Annotated in this window: 18 protein-coding genes; 2 read left to right on the top strand and 16 right to left on the bottom strand. The window is 64.5% G+C overall.

What is annotated here, in order from left to right; all coding sequences use genetic code 11:
- Positions 1-332: 332 nt before the first annotated feature.
- Positions 333-1,043: a L,D-transpeptidase gene (locus ACFQU1_RS11820; protein WP_378134026.1), complete on the bottom strand. Its 711-nt coding sequence runs from the start codon at positions 1,041-1,043 to the stop codon at positions 333-335.
- Between the two features lie 475 nt (positions 1,044-1,518).
- Here ACFQU1_RS11820 and ACFQU1_RS11815 point away from each other — a divergent pair, with 475 nt between their 5' ends.
- Complete coding sequence (locus tag ACFQU1_RS11815) at positions 1,519-3,297, top strand: DEAD/DEAH box helicase (protein WP_378134024.1); 1,779 nt, start codon at positions 1,519-1,521, stop codon at positions 3,295-3,297.
- 314 nt (positions 3,298-3,611) lie between these two features.
- Here the strand turns inward: ACFQU1_RS11815 and ACFQU1_RS11810 are convergent, their stop codons facing one another.
- The 15 genes from ACFQU1_RS11810 to ACFQU1_RS11740 all read right to left on the bottom strand — a co-directional run bounded on the left by ACFQU1_RS11810 (position 3,612) and on the right by ACFQU1_RS11740 (position 20,045).
- The gene (locus ACFQU1_RS11810; protein WP_378132663.1) at positions 3,612-5,063 is read right to left on the bottom strand and encodes an NAD-dependent succinate-semialdehyde dehydrogenase; all 1,452 of its coding nucleotides are present in this window, start codon (positions 5,061-5,063) and stop codon (positions 3,612-3,614) included.
- A 90-nt stretch (positions 5,064-5,153) separates the two neighbouring features.
- Positions 5,154-5,957 carry an alpha/beta fold hydrolase gene (locus ACFQU1_RS11805; RefSeq protein WP_378132661.1) on the bottom strand — a complete coding sequence of 268 codons (804 nt, stop codon included), beginning with the start codon at positions 5,955-5,957 and terminating at the stop codon, positions 5,154-5,156.
- Positions 5,954-6,847 carry an MBL fold metallo-hydrolase gene (locus ACFQU1_RS11800; RefSeq protein WP_378132658.1) on the bottom strand — a complete coding sequence of 298 codons (894 nt, stop codon included), beginning with the start codon at positions 6,845-6,847 and terminating at the stop codon, positions 5,954-5,956. The genes ACFQU1_RS11805 and ACFQU1_RS11800 overlap by 4 nt, the downstream gene beginning before the upstream one ends.
- Positions 6,848-6,917: 70 nt before the next feature.
- On the bottom strand, positions 6,918-7,961 hold the full coding sequence (locus tag ACFQU1_RS11795; protein ID WP_378132656.1) for an ABC transporter substrate-binding protein: 1,044 nt from the start codon (positions 7,959-7,961) through the stop codon (positions 6,918-6,920).
- Positions 7,962-7,992: 31 nt separating this feature from the next.
- Positions 7,993-8,919 (bottom strand): 3-keto-5-aminohexanoate cleavage protein, encoded by a 927-nt coding sequence (locus ACFQU1_RS11790; RefSeq protein WP_378132654.1) that lies wholly within the window; start codon positions 8,917-8,919, stop codon positions 7,993-7,995.
- A gap of 141 nt (positions 8,920-9,060) precedes the next feature.
- Complete coding sequence (locus tag ACFQU1_RS11785; protein WP_378132652.1) at positions 9,061-10,032, bottom strand: LysR substrate-binding domain-containing protein; 972 nt, start codon at positions 10,030-10,032, stop codon at positions 9,061-9,063.
- A gap of 11 nt (positions 10,033-10,043) precedes the next feature.
- The gene (locus tag ACFQU1_RS11780) at positions 10,044-10,661 is read right to left on the bottom strand and encodes a glutathione S-transferase family protein (protein ID WP_378132650.1); all 618 of its coding nucleotides are present in this window, start codon (positions 10,659-10,661) and stop codon (positions 10,044-10,046) included.
- On the bottom strand, positions 10,658-11,779 hold the full coding sequence (locus ACFQU1_RS11775; RefSeq protein WP_378132648.1) for an ABC transporter ATP-binding protein: 1,122 nt from the start codon (positions 11,777-11,779) through the stop codon (positions 10,658-10,660). The genes ACFQU1_RS11780 and ACFQU1_RS11775 overlap by 4 nt, the downstream gene beginning before the upstream one ends.
- A gap of 1 nt (position 11,780) precedes the next feature.
- Positions 11,781-13,355 (bottom strand): ABC transporter permease, encoded by a 1,575-nt coding sequence (locus ACFQU1_RS11770; protein ID WP_378132645.1) that lies wholly within the window; start codon positions 13,353-13,355, stop codon positions 11,781-11,783.
- A gap of 247 nt (positions 13,356-13,602) precedes the next feature.
- Complete coding sequence (locus ACFQU1_RS11765) at positions 13,603-14,646, bottom strand: ABC transporter substrate-binding protein (protein WP_378132643.1); 1,044 nt, start codon at positions 14,644-14,646, stop codon at positions 13,603-13,605.
- Positions 14,647-14,845: 199 nt separating this feature from the next.
- Positions 14,846-15,823: an NAD(P)-dependent oxidoreductase gene (locus ACFQU1_RS11760; RefSeq protein WP_378132641.1), complete on the bottom strand. Its 978-nt coding sequence runs from the start codon at positions 15,821-15,823 to the stop codon at positions 14,846-14,848.
- A 303-nt stretch (positions 15,824-16,126) separates the two neighbouring features.
- Positions 16,127-17,257 carry an NAD(P)/FAD-dependent oxidoreductase gene (locus ACFQU1_RS11755; RefSeq protein WP_378132639.1) on the bottom strand — a complete coding sequence of 377 codons (1,131 nt, stop codon included), beginning with the start codon at positions 17,255-17,257 and terminating at the stop codon, positions 16,127-16,129.
- Positions 17,254-18,651, bottom strand: coding sequence for an FAD-dependent oxidoreductase (locus ACFQU1_RS11750; RefSeq protein ID WP_378132637.1), 1,398 nt, complete (start codon positions 18,649-18,651; stop codon positions 17,254-17,256). The genes ACFQU1_RS11755 and ACFQU1_RS11750 overlap by 4 nt, the downstream gene beginning before the upstream one ends.
- A complete protein-coding gene (locus ACFQU1_RS11745) occupies positions 18,641-18,943 on the bottom strand; it encodes a (2Fe-2S)-binding protein (protein ID WP_378132635.1) in 303 nt (100 codons plus the stop codon). The genes ACFQU1_RS11750 and ACFQU1_RS11745 overlap by 11 nt, the downstream gene beginning before the upstream one ends.
- Entirely contained in the window at positions 18,924-20,045 is a 1,122-nt protein-coding gene (locus ACFQU1_RS11740) for an NAD(P)/FAD-dependent oxidoreductase (RefSeq protein ID WP_378132633.1), read from the bottom strand. Before ACFQU1_RS11740 ends, ACFQU1_RS11745 begins: the two co-directional genes overlap by 20 nt.
- A gap of 97 nt (positions 20,046-20,142) precedes the next feature.
- Between ACFQU1_RS11740 and ACFQU1_RS11735 the strand changes: the two genes are divergently transcribed.
- Positions 20,143-21,033, top strand: a complete 891-nt coding sequence (locus ACFQU1_RS11735; RefSeq protein WP_378132631.1) for a LysR substrate-binding domain-containing protein — start codon at positions 20,143-20,145, stop codon at positions 21,031-21,033.
- Positions 21,034-21,040: the final 7 nt, after the last annotated feature.

The raw sequence follows: 21,040 nt of genomic DNA, 5'->3' as shown, positions 1-21,040 counted from the left end.
TCTTCCGCACGCTGATCGATCAAGTGAGCTCGCGCCGGACCGTCCCCCATCCGCGGCGTTGCTGAGGAGCGTTACGTGCGCTGAGCGAGCGAGTTTCTTTAGCCCAGAATATAAAATAGGCCGTCCTGTGATGGGACAGCCTTTTTATGTTGCGGGATTTGGTTGCGGGGTTCGCAACACCCGATTCTTGGATGGTCGAGAGGTTGCTTGATAAGGAGGTCGCGCCGTCGATCTCTGAGGGAACGCTCCCCCACGATCGCTATGACTCTATGAGCGGCCCTGTTCTTGCACTGCGCGCACCGGCGGCGCCTGCACGGTGACTGACGCCGTGCCTATGCCGGCAGGACGACGACCTTCGTCTTGATCGGGGTTCGTGAATAGAGATGCATCATGTCCTGACTGAGGAGGCCGACACAGCCGCTTGTGATGTTTGAGCCGATCGACTCGGGCACGCTGCTGGCGTAGATCGTATAGAGCGTGTAAGCGCCGTTCTGATAGAGATAAAGCGTGCGGGCACCGAGCGGATTGTCGAGACCGCCCGGCATGCCGCTGGCGTATTTGGCCGCCTCGGGTTGACGCCGGATCATCTCCTTGGGCGGTGTCCAGGTCGGCCATTCGGCCTTGCGCCCGACATAAGCGTCACCGCTCCACAGGAACCCGGCGCGGCCGACATTGGCACCATAGCGCGTGGCATTTCCGTCGTCCTCGACGCGGTAAACGTAGTAATTGCCGGGATCGACGATGATCGTACCGGGCGCTTCCTTGGTGTCGTAGCGCACCGTCCGGCGATAATATTTCGGATCGACCTTGCTGACATCGACCGCCGGGATCGGAAATTTCTCGTCGGGGACCGGCCCGTAGACCTTCGCCGCCTCCGCGCGGCTCATGCCGTCGGAGGTCACGCAACCGCCTAGCCCTAGCGCGCCGAGACCGACGGCAGAGCCGAACAGAAACGAGCGGCGGTTGAGAAGCCCTGACCGAGGTCCAGGCAGACCTATCTCGTCTATCTCGCCGGCACCGGCGATTCCACCGTCCATGATCATGATTTCGGAGCTTCCCATGTCCTGTTGCCCGACGGAGAATACTCCCGCATTCACCCGCTGAACATCTTTGCCGAGCAGAGACTGCCGTCATACGGCTCGATTGGCAAGTTCAGCGCTCCGCTGCGCGGGGCTTTCCCTGCACGAAATCGGTATCGTTCATGCGGTCTTGCAGTTTCACTGGGCGCTGCCTTCGCCAAAAACATGCAGATCAGGTCAGCGGCGCCCTGGTTCATTCACCCGGCTTTCCGGGGCCGGAAACGGTTCGCCCGGTTTCGAGCCGGTTGAGCGGCGAGCGGTCGTTCCGCCTCGTGCTGGGAAGGCGACTACGCCGCAGCCTGAATGCAGATGCGGCTCGAGCAATCATTGGGGTCGCGATGGTGCCGATGACGAATCCTTAGTTATCTAGGCGCCGGCTGTGGTATGCGGCTCGGTTACAGAGGTTCCCCAAATGGCTCCAGCCCACGAAGCCGATTTTTTGTCGGCCCCTATCCATCCCGCCCTTGCATCTGCGCTCGAAGCGAAGGGCTACAGCCAGCTGACACCAGTCCAGTTGGAGATGGCGGACAGACGCTATGTCGAGGCAGACGTCTTGGTTTCGGCGCAAACCGGCTCAGGCAAGACGGTTGCCTTCGGTATCGCCATCGCCTCGACCCTGCTCGGGAGCGCGGGACAATTCGAGCCCGCGGACCGGCCGCTGGGGCTGATCATCACGCCGACCCGAGAACTGGCAGTTCAGGTGCAGCGGGAGCTCGACTGGCTCTACGAGGCGACGAACATTCAGATTGCGACCTGCGTCGGTGGCATGGATATGCGCAAGGAACGCCGCGCGCTGGAGCGAGGCGCGCATCTCATCGTCGGCACGCCCGGGCGCCTGCGCGATCACATCACCAAGGGCGCGCTGGACCTTGGGGCGCTGCGCGCCGTTGTGCTCGACGAGGCTGATGAAATGTTGGACCTCGGTTTCCGCGAGGACCTCGAATTCATCCTCGGCGCGGCTCCGGCGGAACGCCGGACGCTGATGTTCTCGGCGACTGTGCCACGCGGCATCGCGGAACTCGCAAAGACCTTTCAGAAGGATGCGCAACGCGTGGCGGTGACCGCCTCGACCGACCAGCATGCCGACATCGAATACCAGATGATGCTCGTGCGGCGGGACGAGCGCGAACACGCCGTCATCAACACGCTGCTCAACTCCGACAGCACTCGCGCGCTGGTGTTCTGCCACACGCGTGAGGCGGTGCGCCACCTCACCGCACGCCTTGCCAACCGCGGCTTTTCGGTGGTCTCACTGTCGGGCGAAATGGCACAGTCCGAGCGGTCAAACGCATTGCAGGCAATGCGAGACGGCAGGGCACATGTTTGCGTGGCGACCGACGTCGCGGCCCGCGGCATCGACCTGCCGAACCTGGACCTGGTGATCCATGCCGACGTGCCGAGCAACCCCGCGACGCTACTCCACCGCTCCGGCCGGACAGGACGTGCAGGCCGCAAGGGCGTGTGCGTCCTCATCGTGCCCGAGCACCGGCGCCGCGCGGCGCAACGCGTGCTTGCGATGGCCAAGCTGACGGCGGTCGAGCGTGCCGCACCCGGCATCGCTGAGATCGAGGCACGCTATCGCAGGGACATTATGGACGCGGCGCTCTCCACCGGCGAGCCTGACGAAGGGGAAGCTGCATTCGTGGCGGACCTGCTTGCGAAGGTTGCCCCGGAGCGCCTCGCCGCGGCCTTCCTGCGCCAGCAGCTCACGGCGCGCCCTGTGCCGGAGGACCTTACCCCTCTGCAAGTCACCGAGATGCAGGCGAGACCGTCCACGAATGACAGACGGATCGAGCGCGGGCCGGTCCCGGCGCGTGACCTGCGCGGACCGGAGATGGAGGGCAGCGTCTGGTTCACGCTCTCGCTCGGCCGCAAGCAGCGCGCCGACCCGAAGTGGCTGCTGCCGATGATCTGCAAGGCTGGCGGCGTGACCAAGCGCGACGTCGGCTCGATCAGGATCGAGGACACCCAAACCCGGTTCGAGATCGCCGCGGACAAGGCGGCCGGGTTCGCAGAGCACATCAAACGGCCCGGCGGCACCGAGCGCGGTATCGTCATCGCACCGGCTGGAGAGGTGCGCGGGACAGGATGGCAGGCGAAGCCGAAATTCCGCAAAGACGCAGAGCCGGCAAAGAAGCCAGCGCACCGTGGCAAGGCCGCGCCTGCGGATCACGACCAAGCCCGCAAGCACAGGGGCAAACCGAAGCGCCCGGGCTGAACATGTCGAACGGGCGGTCGCGCAGGCCGAGCGCCATTTGGGCGGTCCACACGACACGTTCGATGTAGCGGCCGCCATCGTGCGGCCCTTCAAGCGCCGCTGGCCATAATGCTATTCGCGCGGCTCAGATCTCGATCGAAAGCTCGGACCGTTCTTGGGCAGCTACGTCGACCACCTGGACATACGGACAGGCCCCGCGCTCTTCACTGGATAGAGCACGTGGGCAAGCTGGCCCGAGTGTGTATCATAAGCCTTGTCGGCAATGACGCGGTTGGCCCGTCCTTCAAAATCTCAGCGTCTGAAAACAATCAGCCTCAAGCGCCAAGTCCCCCCATCAACATGTATTTGATATCAACGAACTCCTCGATGCCGTGGAGCGAGCCTTCGCGGCCGAGGCCGGATTCCTTGATACCGCCAAAAGGTGCGACTTCGGTGCCGAGAATGGCCGAGTTGATGCCGACCATGCCGTATTCAAGCTCCTCGGCTACCCGGAAGGCGCGGCCGAGATCTTTCGTGTAGAAATAGGCTGCCAAGCCGAAGGGCGTGTCGTTCGCCATGGCGACGACTTCGTCCTCGCTTTTGAAGCGATAGACTGGCGCAACCGGGCCGAAGGTTTCCTCGCGCGTGATCAGCATCTTCGTCGTCACGCCCGCCAGTATGGTCGGCTCGTAGAAGCTGCGGCCAAGCGGATGGCGGTGGCCGCCCACGACAACCCTTGCACCGTTGGCAACGGCATCTGCGACATGGCGTTCGACCTTCTCGACAGCGCGCTCGTTGATCAGCGGCCCCTGTGCGACGCCGACCTCGATGCCGTTGCCGACCTTGAGCTTGGCGACCTCTTCGGCGAAAGCCTCGACGAAGGCGTCGTGGATGCCGTCCTGGACGAAGAGCCGGTTAGTGCAGACGCAGGTCTGACCCATGTTGCGGAACTTCGCCGCGATCGCACCCTGCACGGCAGCATCGAGATCGGCGTCATCGAAGACGATGAAGGGCGCATTGCCGCCAAGCTCGAGCCCCACCTTCTTTACGGTAGAGGCGGCCTGCTGCATCAGGAGCTTGCCGACGGGTGTCGACCCGGTGAAGCCAATGAATCGCACCGCCGGATGCGAGGTCATGACTTTGCCGATCGCGACTGCGTCGCCGGTGACGATGTTCAGCACGCCTTTGGGGAAACCGGCGCGGATGGCGATCTCCATCAAAGCTAACGCGGTCAGCGGCGTGTCGGGCGCGGGCTTGACGACGAAGGTGCAGCCGGCCGCCAGGCCCGGCGCGCATTTGCGCGTGATCATCGCCGCGGGAAAGTTCCACGGCGTGATCGCGGCGCAGACGCCGACCGGCTGCTTCTGGACGATGATGCGGGAATTCGGGAAGGGAGAGGGGATGGTCTCGCCATAGATGCGCTTGGCCTCTTCTGCATAGAACTCGACGAAGGAGGCGGCATAGGCGACCTCACCGCGGGATTCGCTGAGCGGCTTGCCCTGCTCGGCCGTCATGATCTGCGCCAGGTCCTCCTGGTTCGCCATGATCAGTTCGAACCATTTGCGCAGGATCTGCGACCGGTCCTTGGCGCTCTTCTTCGCCCAGGGCTTGAAGGCGCGCGACGCGGCTTCGACCGAGGCGGTGGTTTCATCCGCGCCGAAGCGCGGCACCTTGGCCAGAACCTCGCCCGTCGCCGGGTTTTCGATCGCGTCGACACCCAGGCCGGTCCAGGTGCCATCGACATGGCACTGCGATTTCAGGAGGGTGGGATCGTTCAGTGTCAGCATGTCGACTATCCGTTGGCGGTCTCGAACCCCGTGCCGCAACACGAGCGGGCTGGATTACAGCAGAACTGTGAAGGATCTCTGCCGGCCATGTCATCGCGGCACGGCTTGCTCCGCCAGAAAAGCCTCGATCGCCTCGGCGACCAGCTCCGGCGTTTGCAATGCCATGAAATGCCCGGTCTCGAGCGTCACCAGGCGCGCGCCGGGGATCGCCGCCGCGACAGGAGCCACGACGGCCGGTGGCCGGTCGCCGTCATGTCGACCCGCGATGACGAGCGTGGGGCAGCGCACGGCCGCGAGATCGCGGGTCAGGTCCAGCTCTGCCAACATCCGGGTCAGCGCAGCGACGCCGAGCGGGTCCATCCCAAGCCGGCGCTTACGGGTTTCTTCGAAGCGGGCCTTATCCTGTCTCAGGGCTTGCGGATAGGAGCTCTCCAGCCGTGCATCGATCGAGGGGCGGGTGCCTTGCCGCTCCAGCACATCGGCCCGCTCTCGTGCCGCGGCCTTGCGTTCCGGCGGCAGCCCGGTCGCGGGAGCCATGGCAATTAAAGCGCTGACGCGATCAGGATAGTTCGCAGCGAAGCTGATTGCGATCGCAGCGCCGACCGCACATCCCGCCACAGCCACGCGACCGTGCAGACCGAGTTCGTCGAGAAGCATGGCGAGATCGACGACGAGATCTGCAAGCTCGACCTCGCCGCGGACCTTCTCCGAGAGGCCCGCGCCGCGCGTATCGTAGCGCAGGACGCGGCAATGGCGACCGAGCGCGTCGATGACGAAGTCGAAGCTCTCCAGCGTGCCGCCCATCTCATGGATGAGCACGAGCACATCATCGCCTTCGCCCGAAAGCGTGTAGCGCAGGGAGACGCCGTTGACCTCGGCCCAGCCGGTTTTCATCGCAGCGTCGCGGTTTCAGGCAGGAAATTGAAGCCGCCGTCCGGGCAGCTGACGATATAGCCGCAATAGGGCGCGCCGAAATGACAGGGCATGACGAGCGCGTTGCGGTCGGCCACGCGTGACAGTAAGGCGCGGCGCGTGGCGCGGGCCGCCTCGGGCTGCATGCAGAAAGCGGTATTGAGCTCGGGTAGAGCGATCTGCATCGGACTGTGGAAGACGTCGGCGCAGAACATGCCCTCTTGCCCCTCGGAGCGCAGGCGCAAACCGTATTGCCCGGGCGTATGGCCCGGCAGTGGCTCGACCTCAAGGCAGCCGGCTATGATCTGGCCCGGTTCGACGAATTCGACGAGGCCGTCCTCCACTACCGGCAGCACGCTGTCGGCGAAGGAGCCGGCGCTGGCGAGGGCGTTGCCGTCACGGTATTGCGCGTCGAACAGATCGAAATCGGCCTTCGGCATGAAGTGGCGGGCGTTGGGAAAGGTCGGCAGCCAGCGTCCGTCGACCAGGCGCGTGTTCCACCCGACATGATCGGAATGCAAATGCGTGATGACGACGTGGGTGACCTTGTCGGGCCCGGCGCCGGCCGCCTCCAGCCAGGGCAGCACCAGTGTGTTCAGCATATTCATGCGGGCGGCGGCGCGTGTCTTGAAGTTGCCGACGCCGGTATCGATCACGACCACCTTGTCGTCGAAGCGGACCACCCAGAGCTGGATGGTCACGATGAAGCGGTTCATCGCGACGACGTAATGATGTGGCGCGAGCTTCGGCGCGATGCGCGCCAGATCCTCCGCGCCGAGTTCGGGAAAGACGACGGCTGGGTCATGGGTAGGGCCCGAATACTCGATGACGTTCGTCACCTCGGCCCGCCCGATCCTGCGGGTGAATATCATGGGCGCGCCATCCTCGCTTCCGGTCCTTGTTCGAGCCTATGCAGCGGGACCTGGTCGTGTCCGGCCTCGGTCAATGGAACAGATCCTCGGAAATCTTGAGCCAGTCACGTTCGTTCCGCTCGAACAGGGCCGGCGAGATCACCTGGGCCTTGAACTTGCCGAAAGCGGGCAGCAATTCCGGCGTCGTCGGCTTGACCAGCGGATTGACCGGCAGGTAGCCGGCCTCGCGCAGCACGTTCTGGCCGGGTTCGCCCAGCAGGAACTCGATGAGCAGCTTCGCGGCATTCGGATGTGGCGCATCCTCGAGGATGCCCGCCATGCCGAAGGTCACCACCATCGGCTCCATGACCAGCCACTTCACCGGCGCGCCCTGCGCCGCGCTGATGTCGGCGTGGTTATTGTAGACCGAGAGCACCAGCGGGTATTCGCCGGCGATGCACTGGTCGAGCACCACGCGCTGGACCGCCGGCACGTTGGCGATCTTCTGCTCCGCGAGCTTTCGCAGATAGGCCATGCCGGCCTCCTGCCCCATGCTGAGAAGGACATTGCCAATCACGCCCGCGGGGCCGGAGGCACTGGGTGTGTCGGGCCAGGCCATCCGGCCCTTCCAGCGAGGCGCGAGCAGGTCTTCGAAGCTGCGCGGTGCGTCCTTGGGGTCGACCTGATCGGTATTGATCACCGGGGACAGGACATAGAGATTGCTCGCCGTCCAATACCCTTCGGCGTCGCGATACTCTGCCGGCCACTCCTTGGCGGCTTCCGGGATGTACTTCGTTACCAGCTTCGCCGCATGGAGCGGGAAGAAGGTCGATCCGCCGTCAAAGACGTCAGCCTTGACCGCGCCAGCCTTCGCCTCGTTCAGGATGCGCGTCGCGGTCTCGACCGGCGGCCCTGGCACGAACCGGACCTTCACGCCGGGATAGGTCTTCTCGAAGGCGTCGACCAAGGGCCGGACGGCCTGATTGACGATTAGCGTCGTGTACCAGACGACCTCGCCTTCCTTGCGAGCCGCGGCGACGAGATCGGCGGAGGCCGCCTGCGCGGCGGCTCCCGTCGGCCTGCTCAGCGCGGCGGCGCCGGCGGCGGCGAGCAGCGTTCGACGAGTCAGTCTCATGGTCGCCTCCTTGACCGTGCAGCCGGTCGTTTCAGCGCGCCGCCAGCCCCAGCATTTCGCGCGCTTGGGTCGGGTCGATCAGTCCAATGTCGAACTCGTTAAGGATGCGCTTGATCTTCTCGACCTGCTCGGCGTTCGACTTGAACAGCACGCCTTCCCTTTCCAGCAGGTTGTCCTCCTGCCCGACGCGAACATGGCTGCCAATCAGCCCGCCATAGGTGGCCGCCTTGATGTTCTGCGGGCCGGTGCCGTGGATGAAGAGCTGCACATCTTTACCGAAGAGCTTTTCGGTAGTCTGCTTCATGTGCAGTAGATGCTCGATGTCGGACGGAATGCCGCCGAGGATGCCGGTTAGGAACTGGATAATCAGCGGTCGCTTCAGCCCCTTGATCCGGTTGATATGGTATTCCAGGATGTAGAGATGCCCGACATCGTAGCATTCGAATTCGATGGCGATGTCGTTGTCGACGAAGATCTCGATCAGCCTGCCGATCTTGGCGAAGGTGTTGTTGGTCACGACGTTGTAGGCCGATTCACTGGTGAGCATTTCGCGCTCCCAGTCGTATTTGAACTCGGTCATGCCGAGATCCTTGGCCTTCTTGAACCGCGCATAATTCATCGAGCCGACGATCACGGTGGCGATCTCGGGTCGCAGCGCGAGCACGGCCGAGGCGCGCTCCTCGGCGGTTGCACCGAAAGAGGCCGACATGTTGATGATCGCGTCGCAATTGTCCCGGATCCTGGGCACGAACTGTTCCCAGACGGCGATGTCATTGGTGGGACGGCCGTCCTCCGGATTGCGTGCATGCAGGTGCAGGATCGCAGCGCCGGCCTTTGCGGCGGCGATCGACTGCTCTGCGATCTGCTCGGGCGTGGTCGGCAGATAGGGTGACATGGACGGCGTCAGCCCGGCGCCGGTGGCCGCGCATGTTACGATCACAGATTTCGCCGAGGGCATGACGATACAATCCTCACAGTCTATTTCAACAAAATCAAAGTCCATGCACAAACTAGCGCCGCGCAATGGCAATTCTCAAGCGATTTAAACTTTCGCTCAATTGATTTTTTATCAACCGTTCAATTGATTGTTGGCTGAATCTCATTGACGATTACTCTCCGGAGGCCGATAACTGAGCTCGCCCGCTTTTTCGGGCGCTTCGATCTCGGACCGGCTGTCGCTGGCCTCCTGGAGGACCCAGGCGCGAAATTCCTTGAGCCGCTGGACGTTTTCGGTCTCGCGCGGATAGATGAGATGGAAGCTCTCGGGATTTTTGTGGCAGAAATTCAAAGGCGTGATCAGCCGCCCCTTGACGACGTCGTCGCCGAGCAGGGCGCGCTCGCCCAGCGCGACGCCGAGCCCTTCCATTGCGGCCGGGTAGGTGAGTGCCGAGCTTTCCAGCCGGACGGCAGCCTTGTCGAAATCGAAATTCGTGACGCCGGCGGAGCGCAGCCAGCGCGGCCAGCTGTGCGGCCGCAGCGCCGAATAGAGCAGCGTGTGGTTGCGCAGATCGTCGGGCGTGTTCAAGGGCGGCCCGCTTTCCAGGAGCTTCGGGCTGCAGATCGCGACCAACTCACTGCCGAAAAGCCGGTGGTTCACGATGTTCGAGGGCCACTCGTCCGTACCGAGGCGGATGATCGCATCGGCGGCTTCGGTGTCGAACTGGAAGGGAATGGTGGAGAGCGAGGTCGCGACGGCGATATGCCGGTAGGGATAGCGGGCATGGAAGCGTGGCAGGCGCGGGAACAGCCAGCGCATTGCGAAGACCATCGAGCAAACGATGCGCAGCGGCCCGTCGCGGCGCGTGTTCAGCAGGCTGTCGGTGCCGGCATTGATGCGCCGGAACGCCTCGGACAGGATATCGCGATAGGCTTCGCTCTCGCGGGTCAGGCGCACGTCGCGGTTGTTGCGGACGAAGAGCGGGACGCCAAGCGCTGCCTCCAGCGTCCGGATTTGGCGGCTGATCGCACCCGGCGTGACGTGCAGTTCTTCGGCCGCGAGCGTGAAGCTTTGATGGCGTGCTGCGGCCTCGAAGGCGCGCAGGGCATTCAGCGGGGGAAGATGCCAGACCATCGCGCGACCTCTCAGTAGATCTCTTCGAAGGCGGTGGCGATGAAGGACGAGCGCGTCGCGACGGTCTCGAACCAGCGCGCCAGGTTTGGCCGGCCGGCGCGCCAGTTCTCGTCGCCAAAACGGAAATCGAGATGGGAAAGGGCGCATCCGATCGCGATGGCGCCAATCCCGAACGGGGCCGCGGCCAGCGCCTGTGCCTCCTTCTCGAGCAAAGTCAGGGTCGCCACCGTCTTCTTGCGATAGGCCGCGTCGTGCTTCGCCGAGTGCAGCGCCTCGCGCTTGCGTTCGCCGATGGTGAGGGTCGAATTCTCCATGATGCCGTCGCCGAGCGCTTCCCAACGCGCCGCGGCGACGCGCTGATGCGCATCCTGCGGAACGAGCCGCGGCGAGCCACGGAACCCGTCGAGATAGGCGATGATCACGCGCGAATCGAAGAGCGCGGCGCCGTCGTCGAGAACAAGGGTCGGGATCTTATTGAGCGGGTTGTAATGCATAACCTCCTCGCTCATCAGCGCCGAGCCGACGGCGACGCGGATGCGCTCGATCTTGCCGGCTGTGCCAGTTTCGTGCGCAGCGACCATGACCTTGCGTGCGAAGGGCGACCGGGAAGACCAGTAGAGCCGCATCATGGCTGGTCCCGGAAGACGAGCGCGTCGGACGCGGCGAAGGAGAACGGCACGCTGTCGCCCTTGCCGTGCGGCGCATTGGGCACGTCATAGGCCTGGAGCAGGGCCTCGCCGCAGGACAGCTGGTAGCGCGTCATGTTGCCGACGAAGCTGGAAAAGACAATGGCGCCCTGAAGCCTGTTCTGGTCGCCGGTGGCCGCCGCGCCGAGGCGGATCGATTCGGGGCGAATCGAAACGCTGACGCGCTCGCCCGGCCGGACCTCGTCATTCGCCCGGCAGGCGATGACGCTGCCATCGGCGAGCCGCACACGCGGTGCGTTGGCATCGCTCGGCTCGATCGTCCCTTCGAGCCAGTTGGTCGTGCCGACGAAACGGGCGACGAAGGTGTTCGCCGGATCGAAGTAGATGTCGCGCGGCGCGCCAATCTGGACGACGCGACCCTGGTTCATCACCGCGATGCGGTCCGACATCTCGAGCGCTTCGTGCTGGTCATGCGTCACATAGACGGTGGTGACGCCGATCTGCTGCTGCAGCCGGCGCAGCTCGTTGCGCATTTCCTCGCGCAGCGAGGCGTCGAGATTGCTCAAGGGCTCGTCGAGCAAAAGCAGCCGCGGCTTGCGCACGATGGCGCGGGCGAGCGCGACGCGCTGCTGCTGGCCGCCCGAGAGCCGGGTGACGGAGCGGCTGCCGAAACCGCCGAGGCTGACGGTTTCCAGCGCCTCGCCGACCATGCGCTCGATCTCGGCCTTGCCATAGCTGCGGTCCTTCGCGACCCGCAGCGGAAAGGCGACGTTCTCGAACACGGTCATATGCGGCCAGATCGCATAGGATTGGAAGACCATGCCGATATTGCGCCGGTTGAGCGGCACCGCGACATTGCTCTGTGAGGAGAACATCACATCCTCGCCAATGCGGATCAGGCCCTGATCGGGCTGCTCCAGACCGGCGATGCAGCGCAGCGTGGTGGTCTTGCCGCAGCCGCTGGGGCCGAGCAGGGTGAAGAACGTGCCGCGCGGCAGGGCGAAGTCCGCACTTCGCAAGCCACCTGCCGGTCCGTCTCCGGTATTGGCGTAGATCTTGGAGAGGCCGGCGACCTCCAGTAGGGTGGCAGCGTTCTGCATGTCACTTTCCGAAGGTCGAGGCCGACTGGCGGCGCGAGAAGACGTAGAAGATCGTGGCGAAAAGCGTCATCAACCCGGCCCAGAGCAGGCCCAACGCCGCGACCTCGCCGCTCTGACCGTTTGACCAGAGGTCGAACATCGCGACGGAGATCGTCTGCGAATCCGAGCCGGCGAGCAACAGCGGCATCGCCATCTCCTTGGACGCGATCAGGAAGATGAAGAGCCAGCCAGCGGCGAGCGCGGGGATCAGTAGCGGGGCCACGATGCGCCGCAGCACCTGCGCGACATTGCCTCCCGCGACACCGGCAGCCTGTTCGAGCTCGGGATGGATCTGCAGGATGCCGGCATAGCAGTAGCGCATGCCGTAGGGGATGTAGCGGATCAGGAAGCCCAGCCCGATCAGCCAGAGCGTGCCGTAGATCGGCAGCGGCGAACGCAAGGCGATCTCGAGCAAGGCGACGCCGAGCACCAGCCCCGGGAAGACGAGCGGCACGGTGATCAGTTGATCGATCAGGCCGGCCGCCGCCTTGCGTCGTGCCGCCAGCCAGCCTGCTACCAGTGTCAACGCCATGGCGAGCGTCGCGACGCCCGCCGCCACGACGAGAGTATTGATGGCGAGGCCGTAATAATACTCCGACGAGAGCACCGCGACGAAATGCTTGCCGGTGATGAAGTTGAGGTTGGCAAGGCGCATCGGACGGATGAACGGCGTCACCGACATCCACAGAATGGCCAGCAGCGGCAGCAGCAGCACCACCACGAAATTGAACAGAATGACCGCGGCGCCGATCCAGCGCGCGCCGCCGAGGCGGAACGGCCGCGGCCGATAGCCCTTGCCGGTGACGCTGGCATAGCGCTCGGCCTGTTTCGAGATCCGGCCATAGCCGTAGAGAAGCACCCCCACGATCGCGATCATCAGCACGGAAAACGCGCTCGCATAGCCGAGATCGGGCGGCATCTGCTTAATGCTGCGATAGATGTCGGTGGTCAGGACGTTGACGCGGCCGGGCATGCCGACGAGCGCCGGCACCTCGAAGGCCTCAATGTTGCGGATGAAGATGAAGAGCGCGAGCGCCGCGATCGCCGGCCAGGCCAGCTTAAGCGAGATCAGCCGGATCGTGTCGAAGACCGAGGCGCCGGACATGCGCGCTGCCTCTTCCATCTCGGCATTGGCGGCGCGGAAGGTCGAGGACAGCAGCAGGAAGACCAGCGGCGACCAGAGGAAGCCCTCGATCAGCACCATGCCGGTGAGCGAATTGACGTTGAACGGCGTCGCGCCGGAATCGACGTAGAGTCGATAGAGGTCGTTGAACGGACCGGCCCGCCCGAGCAGGAAGAGCCAGGCCGTGACGTAGAGGATATAGGGCGTGCCGAGCGAGATGATGGTGGTGATGAAGGCGAGCCCCTTCAGCGGTACGTCTGTGCGCTCGACCAGCCAGGCGAGCAACCCGCCGAAGAGTAGCGAGACAATGGTCGCGAAGACCGAGAAGATGACCGAGTTCCAGAGGCTGCCGAGCAGGTCTTTGCCTGCAAGCAATTGCATATAATGCTGCAGCGTCCAGCCGCCGGCGCTCATGTCGGTTCGGGTCTCGACAAGAGCTCGTCCGTACCAGCGTCCAGACCGGCGGCAGGACGAGCGCAGCAAGGATCAGCGCCACCGCCGCGCCGAGCGCCAGATGACGATTGTGGCCTGCGAAGAAGCGCAAGGTCCATCGTGGGGCGGGGGCGTATTTGGAGTCGAGCGTCGTCATGCGGCGGCAACCCTTCCGAAGGCTTGATCGGGGCCGAAGGCCAGAATCCGGCGAAGCCGGAAGCTCATCGCCCTATTCGAAGAGGGATTTGTAGATCGCCAGCCACTCGGCCTCGTGCTGGGCATACATCTCCGGCGTGATCAGGCGGGCATTGTAGGTTCCCGGGCCGGGTTTCAGCTCTGGCCGTTTAGCCTGCACGTTAGGGCTGACCGGAATGTAGCCGGCATCCGCCTGGATCTGCTCGCCTTCGTCCGACAGCGCGAACTCGACGAAGAGACGAGCTGCGTTGGGGTTGGGGGAACCCTTGATGAGCCCAAACAAGCCGATGTGCATCACTGCGGGGTCAAGTTTCAGCCATTCAATGGGTGCGCCCTGCGCGGCACTGATCGCAGCATGGTAATTGTAGATCGACAACACCAGCGGATATTGCCCCGCAATTGCCTGGTCCAGGACCACGCGCTGGTTGCTCGGGATATTGGCGATCTTCTGCGCGGCGAGCTTGCGCAGGTAGTCCATGCCCTTGTCCTTGCCCATCGTGAGCAGGATGTTACCGATGAAGCCGACCGGTCCTGCAGCGCTCGGCGAGGTGGTCCAGCCCATTTTCCCCTTCCACTTCGGCTGCAGCAAATCTTCGTAGGTCTTCGGGAAATCCTTCTTGTCGACCGCGTCGGTGTTCACGGCCGGAGTCGCCGGCTGCAGGATATGGGCCGTCCAGAGCCCGTTCGGCTCCTTCATGTCATCGGGGAAGTTCTTTGCGGCCTCCGGCTTGTAGGCATCGACGAGGCCGGCGGCGTTGAGTGGGAAGAAGGTCGGCGCCCCGTCGAAGAGGTCGGCCTTGATCGCATTCGCGCGGCCTTCATTCGTGATCCGCAGGGCCGTTTCCTGCCAGGGGGCCGGCACGAAATTCACCTTGATCCCGTACTTTTTCTCGAAAGCCTGGGCTAGGGGACGAACGACCTGGGTCACCACCAGCGTGGTGTACCAGTTGAACTGCCCTTCCTTCTTCGCGGCGGCGACGAGCGCTGGATCGACGGCGCGCGCAGGGGAGGCCGCGAGGCTCAAGGTCAGGCCGCAGGCGGTCAGGCCAGCGACGATGCGGCATCTCGTTATCGACATGGGCTTCCTTCAGATGTTTTTTTTCGCGGTCGGCCGCTCCCGGCTTTTGCCGGTTTGGATCTAGTTCAATACGAAAGGGCCGGAGGATCAAACGAGATTTTTCGGGCACCGATTGATTTTTTCTCAATTGGAACGACGTGGCTCCCCGCGCCCGGAGTTACACCAAGAGCTATCGGAATCTAGAAAATTACAGACCTTCTCAATAGCCTAGCTGGCGGTCGACTTGGTCATGCAAGGCGGTGCCGGCCAGGTAGCGGTCGATATTTGCGAATAGGCGCTGCATGATTTTTGCCGTGACGTCCTCGGCGCTCCATGAACAGTGCGGCGTCACCCGGACACGGGGATGTCGATAGAAGACGTGCCCTGCCGGCAGCGGCTCCGGTTCGGTGACGTCCAGCGTCGCAGTGGCGATGCGCCCCTCGTCGAGGGCTGCCAGCAGAGCCTCATCGTCGATCAGGCCGCCGCGCGAGATGTTGACGAGATGCAAGCCCGGCTTCGCTCGCGCCAGGGCCTCGCGTGAGACGATGTGCCGGGTCTCGGGCGTCAGCGGCGCGGCCAGCACGAGATGGTCGGATATGGCGAAGAGCTCCGCGGCGCTGTCGACGAGCGCGACGGCCTTGTCCATGGGTGGTGCGCCGGACCGGCGGAACGCCTTAATCCGCATGTCAAAGGCCTGGGCGCGTCTGGCCACCTCGGTCCCGATCGCGCCCAGTCCGAGGAGGCCCAGCGTCTTGCCGGACAGTCCACGCAGGGACAGGGGTCGCCAGTCCGCAGCGTCCGTGATCACGCATTCGAGGAAGCGCTTGTCGTGCAGCAGGATCGCGCCGAGGACATATTCCGCGATTGCGTTGGCATTGACGCCTCGCCCGCAGGTTATGGCCGGAACGGCACGGATCCAGTCGGGATAGCCGTCGATGCCGGCGCCCACGACATGCAACCAGCGCAGGCTGCCCGGCCAGCCGGACGGCGCCTCTTGCGGAGCGTTGTTCCAGCCGCGCGCTTCCGTGAACAGGATTTCCGCATCCTGCGGAATTTGCCAGGGCGCCTCAGGCCGGAGAGCGGGCAGGACCGCCGGTCGTGCCGGATGCCGGGCCAGTGCGGTCCGCCGCTCTTCCGACAGATGGCAGATGATGGTCAGAGATGACTTGGCGTTTGCCGGCGGGGTGGAGGAGTCCATCGAGCTTCTCCCTTGTGGGTCTTCAGCCGCAGCGCGCCAGAGTGTCGGCAAAGAAGGCGCCGAGAAAGCGACAAAAACTCAATCGAACGCATCTTTAATCGTTTGACGCACCACGATGGGCATCGATCTTTCGCAGATAACCGGAAGAAAAGACCTGCCGCACTGACGCTCTATACGAACCTGAGGCGATATCTTTCGAGCAATAAGAAAACTTGCGCGAGGAAATCATGGAGGCGCTTCAATGTTCGGGCTCATTCTGTCCCGAGGGGCCCCTGCGGCCTGCGCAATCCGAGAACGCTTAGCTCAGGCCGCGAGGGGGTGCGCCATCAATCGTCGCGGGCTCAAGCCTTCGATTTGCCGATCCGTCCGGCCGCGGATGATCAGATCGGCGACGATGGCGCCGACGACCGGGACGAGTTGAAAGCCGTGACCCGAAAAGCCGAAGGCGTGAACCACATTCGCCGCCCTCGGCGAGGGGCCGACCACGGCCAAGAGATCGGCGGTCTTGGCCTCCAGTCCGGCCCAGGTCCGAGCGATCGGCACGTTTCGGACGGCAGGGAAGAGCTCGCTCGCCGCGCGCGCACCCCTGGCAAGCTGCAGGAGGTCGACTGTGGCTGTCTCGGCCGTGAGGTCGTAGCGCCCTTGCAGGCCGCCGCCGATCAGGATCGTGCCGACATCCGTTTGCTTGAAGGAGAGATTGCGGCCGATGACGGTGACCACGGGCTCGATGAAACGGCCGACCCGCTCCGTCACCATCATCATCGATGCCTTCGTGCCGATTGGGATATCGTCGCCCACCATAGCCGCGATTTCGGCAGCCCAGGCGCCGGCTACATTGACGAGGCTGGCGGCCTCATAGCAAGAGGTCGCCGTTGCCACGGACCAGCCACCGCTGCGCGGTTCGATGGCTTGAACGCCCTCGCCCTCGGCGATGACGACGCCAAGGCCCTCAGCCGCACGACGGAAGGCACGCAGCGTCCGATGGGGGTCGGCGGCGCCGTCGTCGCGTACGACGATGGCCGCTCGACAATGGGGAGAGAGAGCCGGAACGAGGCGGCGGAGTTCGCGCCCGTCGATCAATTCCTCATGGCGAAAGCCGAGCTTCTCCGTCTGCTGGACACGCTGCGCGAGCCGTGCCGCGCCGTCGTCGGTTTCGGCGACGCGAACCTGTCCATGAGCGTGGAAGCCACAGGAATCTCCCACGAGCTCTTCGATCGCATGCCACATGCGCTTGGCTTCGAGAGAGATCGGCAGCTCTGCGATATCGCGCCCCAAGGTCCGTACGCCGGCTGCGCTGGCCCCGGAGGCGTGGCGCCCGATCCAGGAGCGTTCGAGAACCAAGACCGATTGGCCTTCGCGCGCCAGATGCAGCGCGGCCGAAAGCCCATGGAGACCGCCCCCGATGACTATCGCGTCGAAACGCCTGGAGCTCATGCTGCGGGCCTTTTCTCGTCGAGAGACGCGAGTTGGCCGAGCGTCACCGGGCGCAAAGGCGGCCGAACCCGCGCAAGGCCGATATCGGCCACCGTGCTGCCGAGCATGTCGGCGATCAGGCCGGCCGTCGGATAGCCGCACTGGCGGCCCTGACAGGGGCCCATCCCACAGCGCGTATAAGCTTTCGCCTGGTTTGGCCCTGTCGCCCCGGTACGCACGGCCGCGCGGATGCTGCCGGCCGTGACCTCCTCGCAGCGGCAGACGACCGTCTCATCACCGATCGCTGTCATGGGTGGTGCGGGATAGAGCGCATCCAGGAAGGGCCGCAGGGCGAGCGCACGCCGCAGGGCGCGACGGGCCGACGCGGCACCCGCACGGGCTCCAGCATCGTCCAGCCGCTCAAGGTACCGTGCGGTGCCATAGGCCGCGATCTCGCCGGAGAGCGTCGCCGCCTTGGCACCGGCAACCCCGCCGGTATCGCCGGCGACGAAGAGGCCGGGAAGGGACGTTTCGCCCCATTCATCCGAGACGGGCGCAAAATACTGCCCAAGGGCGTTCCACGCGTGCTTGCAGCCAAGTGCAAGGGTCACATGGATGCGTGGGATGACGCCCTCGTGCACCAACAGCACATCGGCCGCGACGGTTTGCGACCTGCCAGCGGCCGTGCGGTACGAAACCGCCTCGAGCCGGTTGCTGCCTTCCGCCGCAAAGCCGGTGACCCCGCGGCTGACCGGAATGCCGGCGTGCCGCAGGGCCTTCAGCCATCTCAGGCCCTTGGCGAGATCGGACAGGCTTCCCAGCGCCCGCGGCAGATGAGGCAGGGCACGTCCCAGGCTGCCGCTCGGCGCCGTATCGAGAATACCTGCGATCCGGCCACCCGCGGCAATGAGCTGATTGGCGTAAAGCAGGACCAGCGGACCGCAACCGGCGATCCACACGGGGCTGTCCGGAATCTGGTCGGCGGATTTCAGCAGGATCTGGGCGGCACCCACCGTCATCACGCCAGGCAGCGTCCAGCCCGGAAAGGGCCGTGCCCGTTCCATCGCGCCCGTCGCGATGACGACGGTCTTGGCCGAGATGACGTCGACCTCGCCTTTGCACAATGTGAAGATGCGGAAGCCGGGTTCGATCTGCCAGACCTGCGTTTCCGGCCGGTATTCGGCGCCGCAGGTCCGGAACCGATTGGCGACCTCGTTGCCGCGCGCGTAGTCCGATCCAAGCGCTTCGGCCTGCCCCGCTCCGGATCGGCGTTCCACGGCACGCCAGACCTGCCCGCCCGGGGCGCCGTGCTCATCGAGAATGACCGTCGTGAGCCCCAGCGCTTGGGCCCTGATGGCGGCGGTCATACCGGCAGGCCCAGCCCCGATGATGAGAATGTCGACATCACGCGGCATCGGTGAGGTCCCTGACGCCGCGCTGGCGCTCGATGGTCAGTCCCTGTCGCACGGGTGTGAGGCAGGACTGGATGGAGGCAACGCCGTCCACCTTCACGAGGCAATCGAAGCAGACACCCATCATGCAATAGGGCGCACGCGGCTTGCCGCTGACGGGATTGGTGCGCGCCACGCCGCCGTCGAGGCGCAGCAGAAGGGCGGCGACGGGCTCGCCATCGTCCGCCTCCACGTCGATGCCGTCGACCGTGACGGTCACCGCGCCCCGGGGCGCGCTATGCAGCTTTCGGAACATCGAAGCTCCTGTCGAAAAAGGGAGAACTATGGGGCGACGGCGAGCCGCTGACGAGATCGCTGGCGAGGACCCGGGCATGGGCAGCCGCCAGCGTCACGCCGGAATGGCAGAGCGCGAGAAACGCGCCTCGGTGCTGCCGGGATTCGGAGAAGAAGGGATAGGAATCCGGCGTCATCACTCTGAAGCCGGACCACTGCCGCACCAGATTGGCCAACTTCAGCACCGGAAAGATCCGAATGGCGCGTGCCGCCATGGCCGCGCCGTGCCGGGCGGTGGTGCCGCGGTCGAGCCCAACCTCCTCGCGCGTCGAACCCAGCATGACCGTTCCATCCGCCGTCTGGCGAATACCATTGGATGGCAAGGGAACGAACGGCGCCAGCCGTTCCGTCACGAGGATTTGGCCCCGCTGCGGGCGAAGCGGAACGTCGATGCCGACCGACCGTGCGAGTTCACCCGAGGCGATGCCGGCCGCAATCAAGACTTTGCCGGCTTCGAGCGTCTCGGCGCCTGCCCTCACCCGGAAGCCGCCGTCGCGCGCAGCGAGCGCGGTCACTTCGTGATTGCGCCGCAGCGATCCACCGAGCCGTTCGATCCCCAGATGGAGTGCCCCTAGGAGACGCAAGGGATTGACGTGGCCGTCACGCGGACAATAGCTCGCCCCGGTGACGTCGCGGCCGAGATGCAGTCCCGGCATAAGGCGGTCCAGCGCGGCACGGTCGAGCAGCTCGACATCCGCACTGCACTCGGGCGCCTGAACGCGCAGCGCACGAAGATGTTCGGCCCGCGCCGCGTATTCTTTCTCACCCAGACAGTAGCTGAGCCCGCCTTTTCGTTCATACTGGAGAGAAATCCCGCTCAGATCTTCGAGTTCGCGCGCGAATTCGGGCCATAAATCAGAGCTCAATCCGGTCCATCGCTGATAGGCGGGCATGTTCTTGCCCTTGCCTTGCACCCAGACCAAGCCGAAATTGGCCAGAGCCGCGCGAAAATCTCCATCGCCTGCATCGAGCACGCAGACACGCTGTCCAAGCCGAAGGAGGCCATAGGCGCTCGCGGAACCAACCATGCCGGCGCCCACGACGATGACATCGAAAGTCTGCACGGGTGCTCTCCGCACGATGAGACTTGGCATGGTAGGAGCCGCCGTTCTAAAACGTCAAAGGCAAAAAACTCGCTCCGCTATTCCAAAAGGCTATAGGTTGAAACGCCCCCCGACCCTCCGGCAGATCGACGCCTTCCGCGCCCTCATCGAAACCGGCAGCGTGAGTGCCGCGGCCGACCTCCTGCGCGTCTCCCAGCCGGCGGTCAGCAAGTCGCTCGCCCATCTCGAGGAGGATACGGAACTGCGCCTCTTCGACCGGGTGAAGGGGCGGCTCGTTCCAACCTTTCTAGCCATGCGGCTCTACGAAGAGATCGACCGGGTCTTCGCCGGATTGCGCCAGGTCGAGCAGGCTGTCGAGGCGCTCAAGCGAGAGCAGCAAGAACGGCTAACCATCGGCGTCATCCCTGCGCTCAGCGACTTCGCGCCCGCGGTCGTGAGCCGGTTCCTTAAGGCGCGCCCCGGCGTGCATATCGTGCTCGCGGTCCGCGGCTCACAATTCGTGGTGGAATGGGTCTCCAATCGCCAGGTCGATATCGGCATCATCAGCGGCCGCGTCGAGGTGCCCTATCTCGAAACCGAAACCATTCTGCGCGACTCGCTCGTCTGCGTCCTGCCGCGCGATCATCCCCTCGCGCGCAAGCGGACACTGACGCCCCGCGACATGGAAAGCGCGCCGCTCATCACCTACAGCAAGGATGCGCGAACCCGCCAGCTCACCGAGCTCCTGTTCGAAGAGGCCGGGGCGAAGGCCAATGTCGCTATCGAGACGACGACGGCCCAGGTGCTCTGCCAATGTGTGGTCGAAGGTTTGGGCATCGGCGTGGTGCACCCTCTGATGGCGCGCTCCGTTCGGAGCCGCGTCGCAATCCGGCCGATCGTTCCGGCGATCACATCGGATTTCCTGCTCTGCTGGCGCAAGGACAGCCGCAACAGCGCTCTCGTCGCGCAGTTCATCGAAGAGGTTCACGCGCTCGACCGGACCGCATGACGAACCG

Origin of the sequence: Chelatococcus sp. GCM10030263 (assembly GCF_042666455.1) — a bacterium.
Classification (GTDB): Bacteria; Pseudomonadota; Alphaproteobacteria; order Rhizobiales; family Beijerinckiaceae; genus Chelatococcus.
Note: the sequence above shows the minus strand (reverse complement) of the source record. Positions and strands in the feature narration are given on the sequence as shown.

What these genes read in the sequence shown, in the direction of transcription:
- ACFQU1_RS11810 (WP_378132663.1), bottom strand. Translation starts at nt 5,063, where the DNA reads ATGCTGACACTGAACGATCCCACCCTCCTGAAATCGCAGTGCCATGTC.
- ACFQU1_RS11780 (WP_378132650.1), bottom strand. Translation starts at nt 10,661, where the DNA reads ATGATGCGGCTCTACTGGTCTTCCCGGTCGCCCTTCGCACGCAAGGTC.
- ACFQU1_RS11755 (WP_378132639.1), bottom strand. Translation starts at nt 17,257, where the DNA reads ATGAGCTCCAGGCGTTTCGACGCGATAGTCATCGGGGGCGGTCTCCAT.
- ACFQU1_RS11775 (WP_378132648.1), bottom strand. Translation starts at nt 11,779, where the DNA reads ATGCAGAACGCTGCCACCCTACTGGAGGTCGCCGGCCTCTCCAAGATC.
- ACFQU1_RS11745 (WP_378132635.1), bottom strand. Translation starts at nt 18,943, where the DNA reads ATGTTCCGAAAGCTGCATAGCGCGCCCCGGGGCGCGGTGACCGTCACG.
- ACFQU1_RS11750 (WP_378132637.1), bottom strand. Translation starts at nt 18,651, where the DNA reads ATGCCGCGTGATGTCGACATTCTCATCATCGGGGCTGGGCCTGCCGGT.
- ACFQU1_RS11800 (WP_378132658.1), bottom strand. Translation starts at nt 6,847, where the DNA reads ATGATATTCACCCGCAGGATCGGGCGGGCCGAGGTGACGAACGTCATC.
- ACFQU1_RS11770 (WP_378132645.1), bottom strand. Translation starts at nt 13,355, where the DNA reads ATGAGCGCCGGCGGCTGGACGCTGCAGCATTATATGCAATTGCTTGCA.
- ACFQU1_RS11805 (WP_378132661.1), bottom strand. Translation starts at nt 5,957, where the DNA reads ATGAAAACCGGCTGGGCCGAGGTCAACGGCGTCTCCCTGCGCTACACG.
- ACFQU1_RS11820 (WP_378134026.1), bottom strand. Translation starts at nt 1,043, where the DNA reads ATGATCATGGACGGTGGAATCGCCGGTGCCGGCGAGATAGACGAGATA.
- ACFQU1_RS11790 (WP_378132654.1), bottom strand. Translation starts at nt 8,919, where the DNA reads ATGCCCTCGGCGAAATCTGTGATCGTAACATGCGCGGCCACCGGCGCC.
- ACFQU1_RS11795 (WP_378132656.1), bottom strand. Translation starts at nt 7,961, where the DNA reads ATGAGACTGACTCGTCGAACGCTGCTCGCCGCCGCCGGCGCCGCCGCG.
- ACFQU1_RS11765 (WP_378132643.1), bottom strand. Translation starts at nt 14,646, where the DNA reads ATGTCGATAACGAGATGCCGCATCGTCGCTGGCCTGACCGCCTGCGGC.
- ACFQU1_RS11785 (WP_378132652.1), bottom strand. Translation starts at nt 10,032, where the DNA reads ATGGTCTGGCATCTTCCCCCGCTGAATGCCCTGCGCGCCTTCGAGGCC.
- ACFQU1_RS11760 (WP_378132641.1), bottom strand. Translation starts at nt 15,823, where the DNA reads ATGGACTCCTCCACCCCGCCGGCAAACGCCAAGTCATCTCTGACCATC.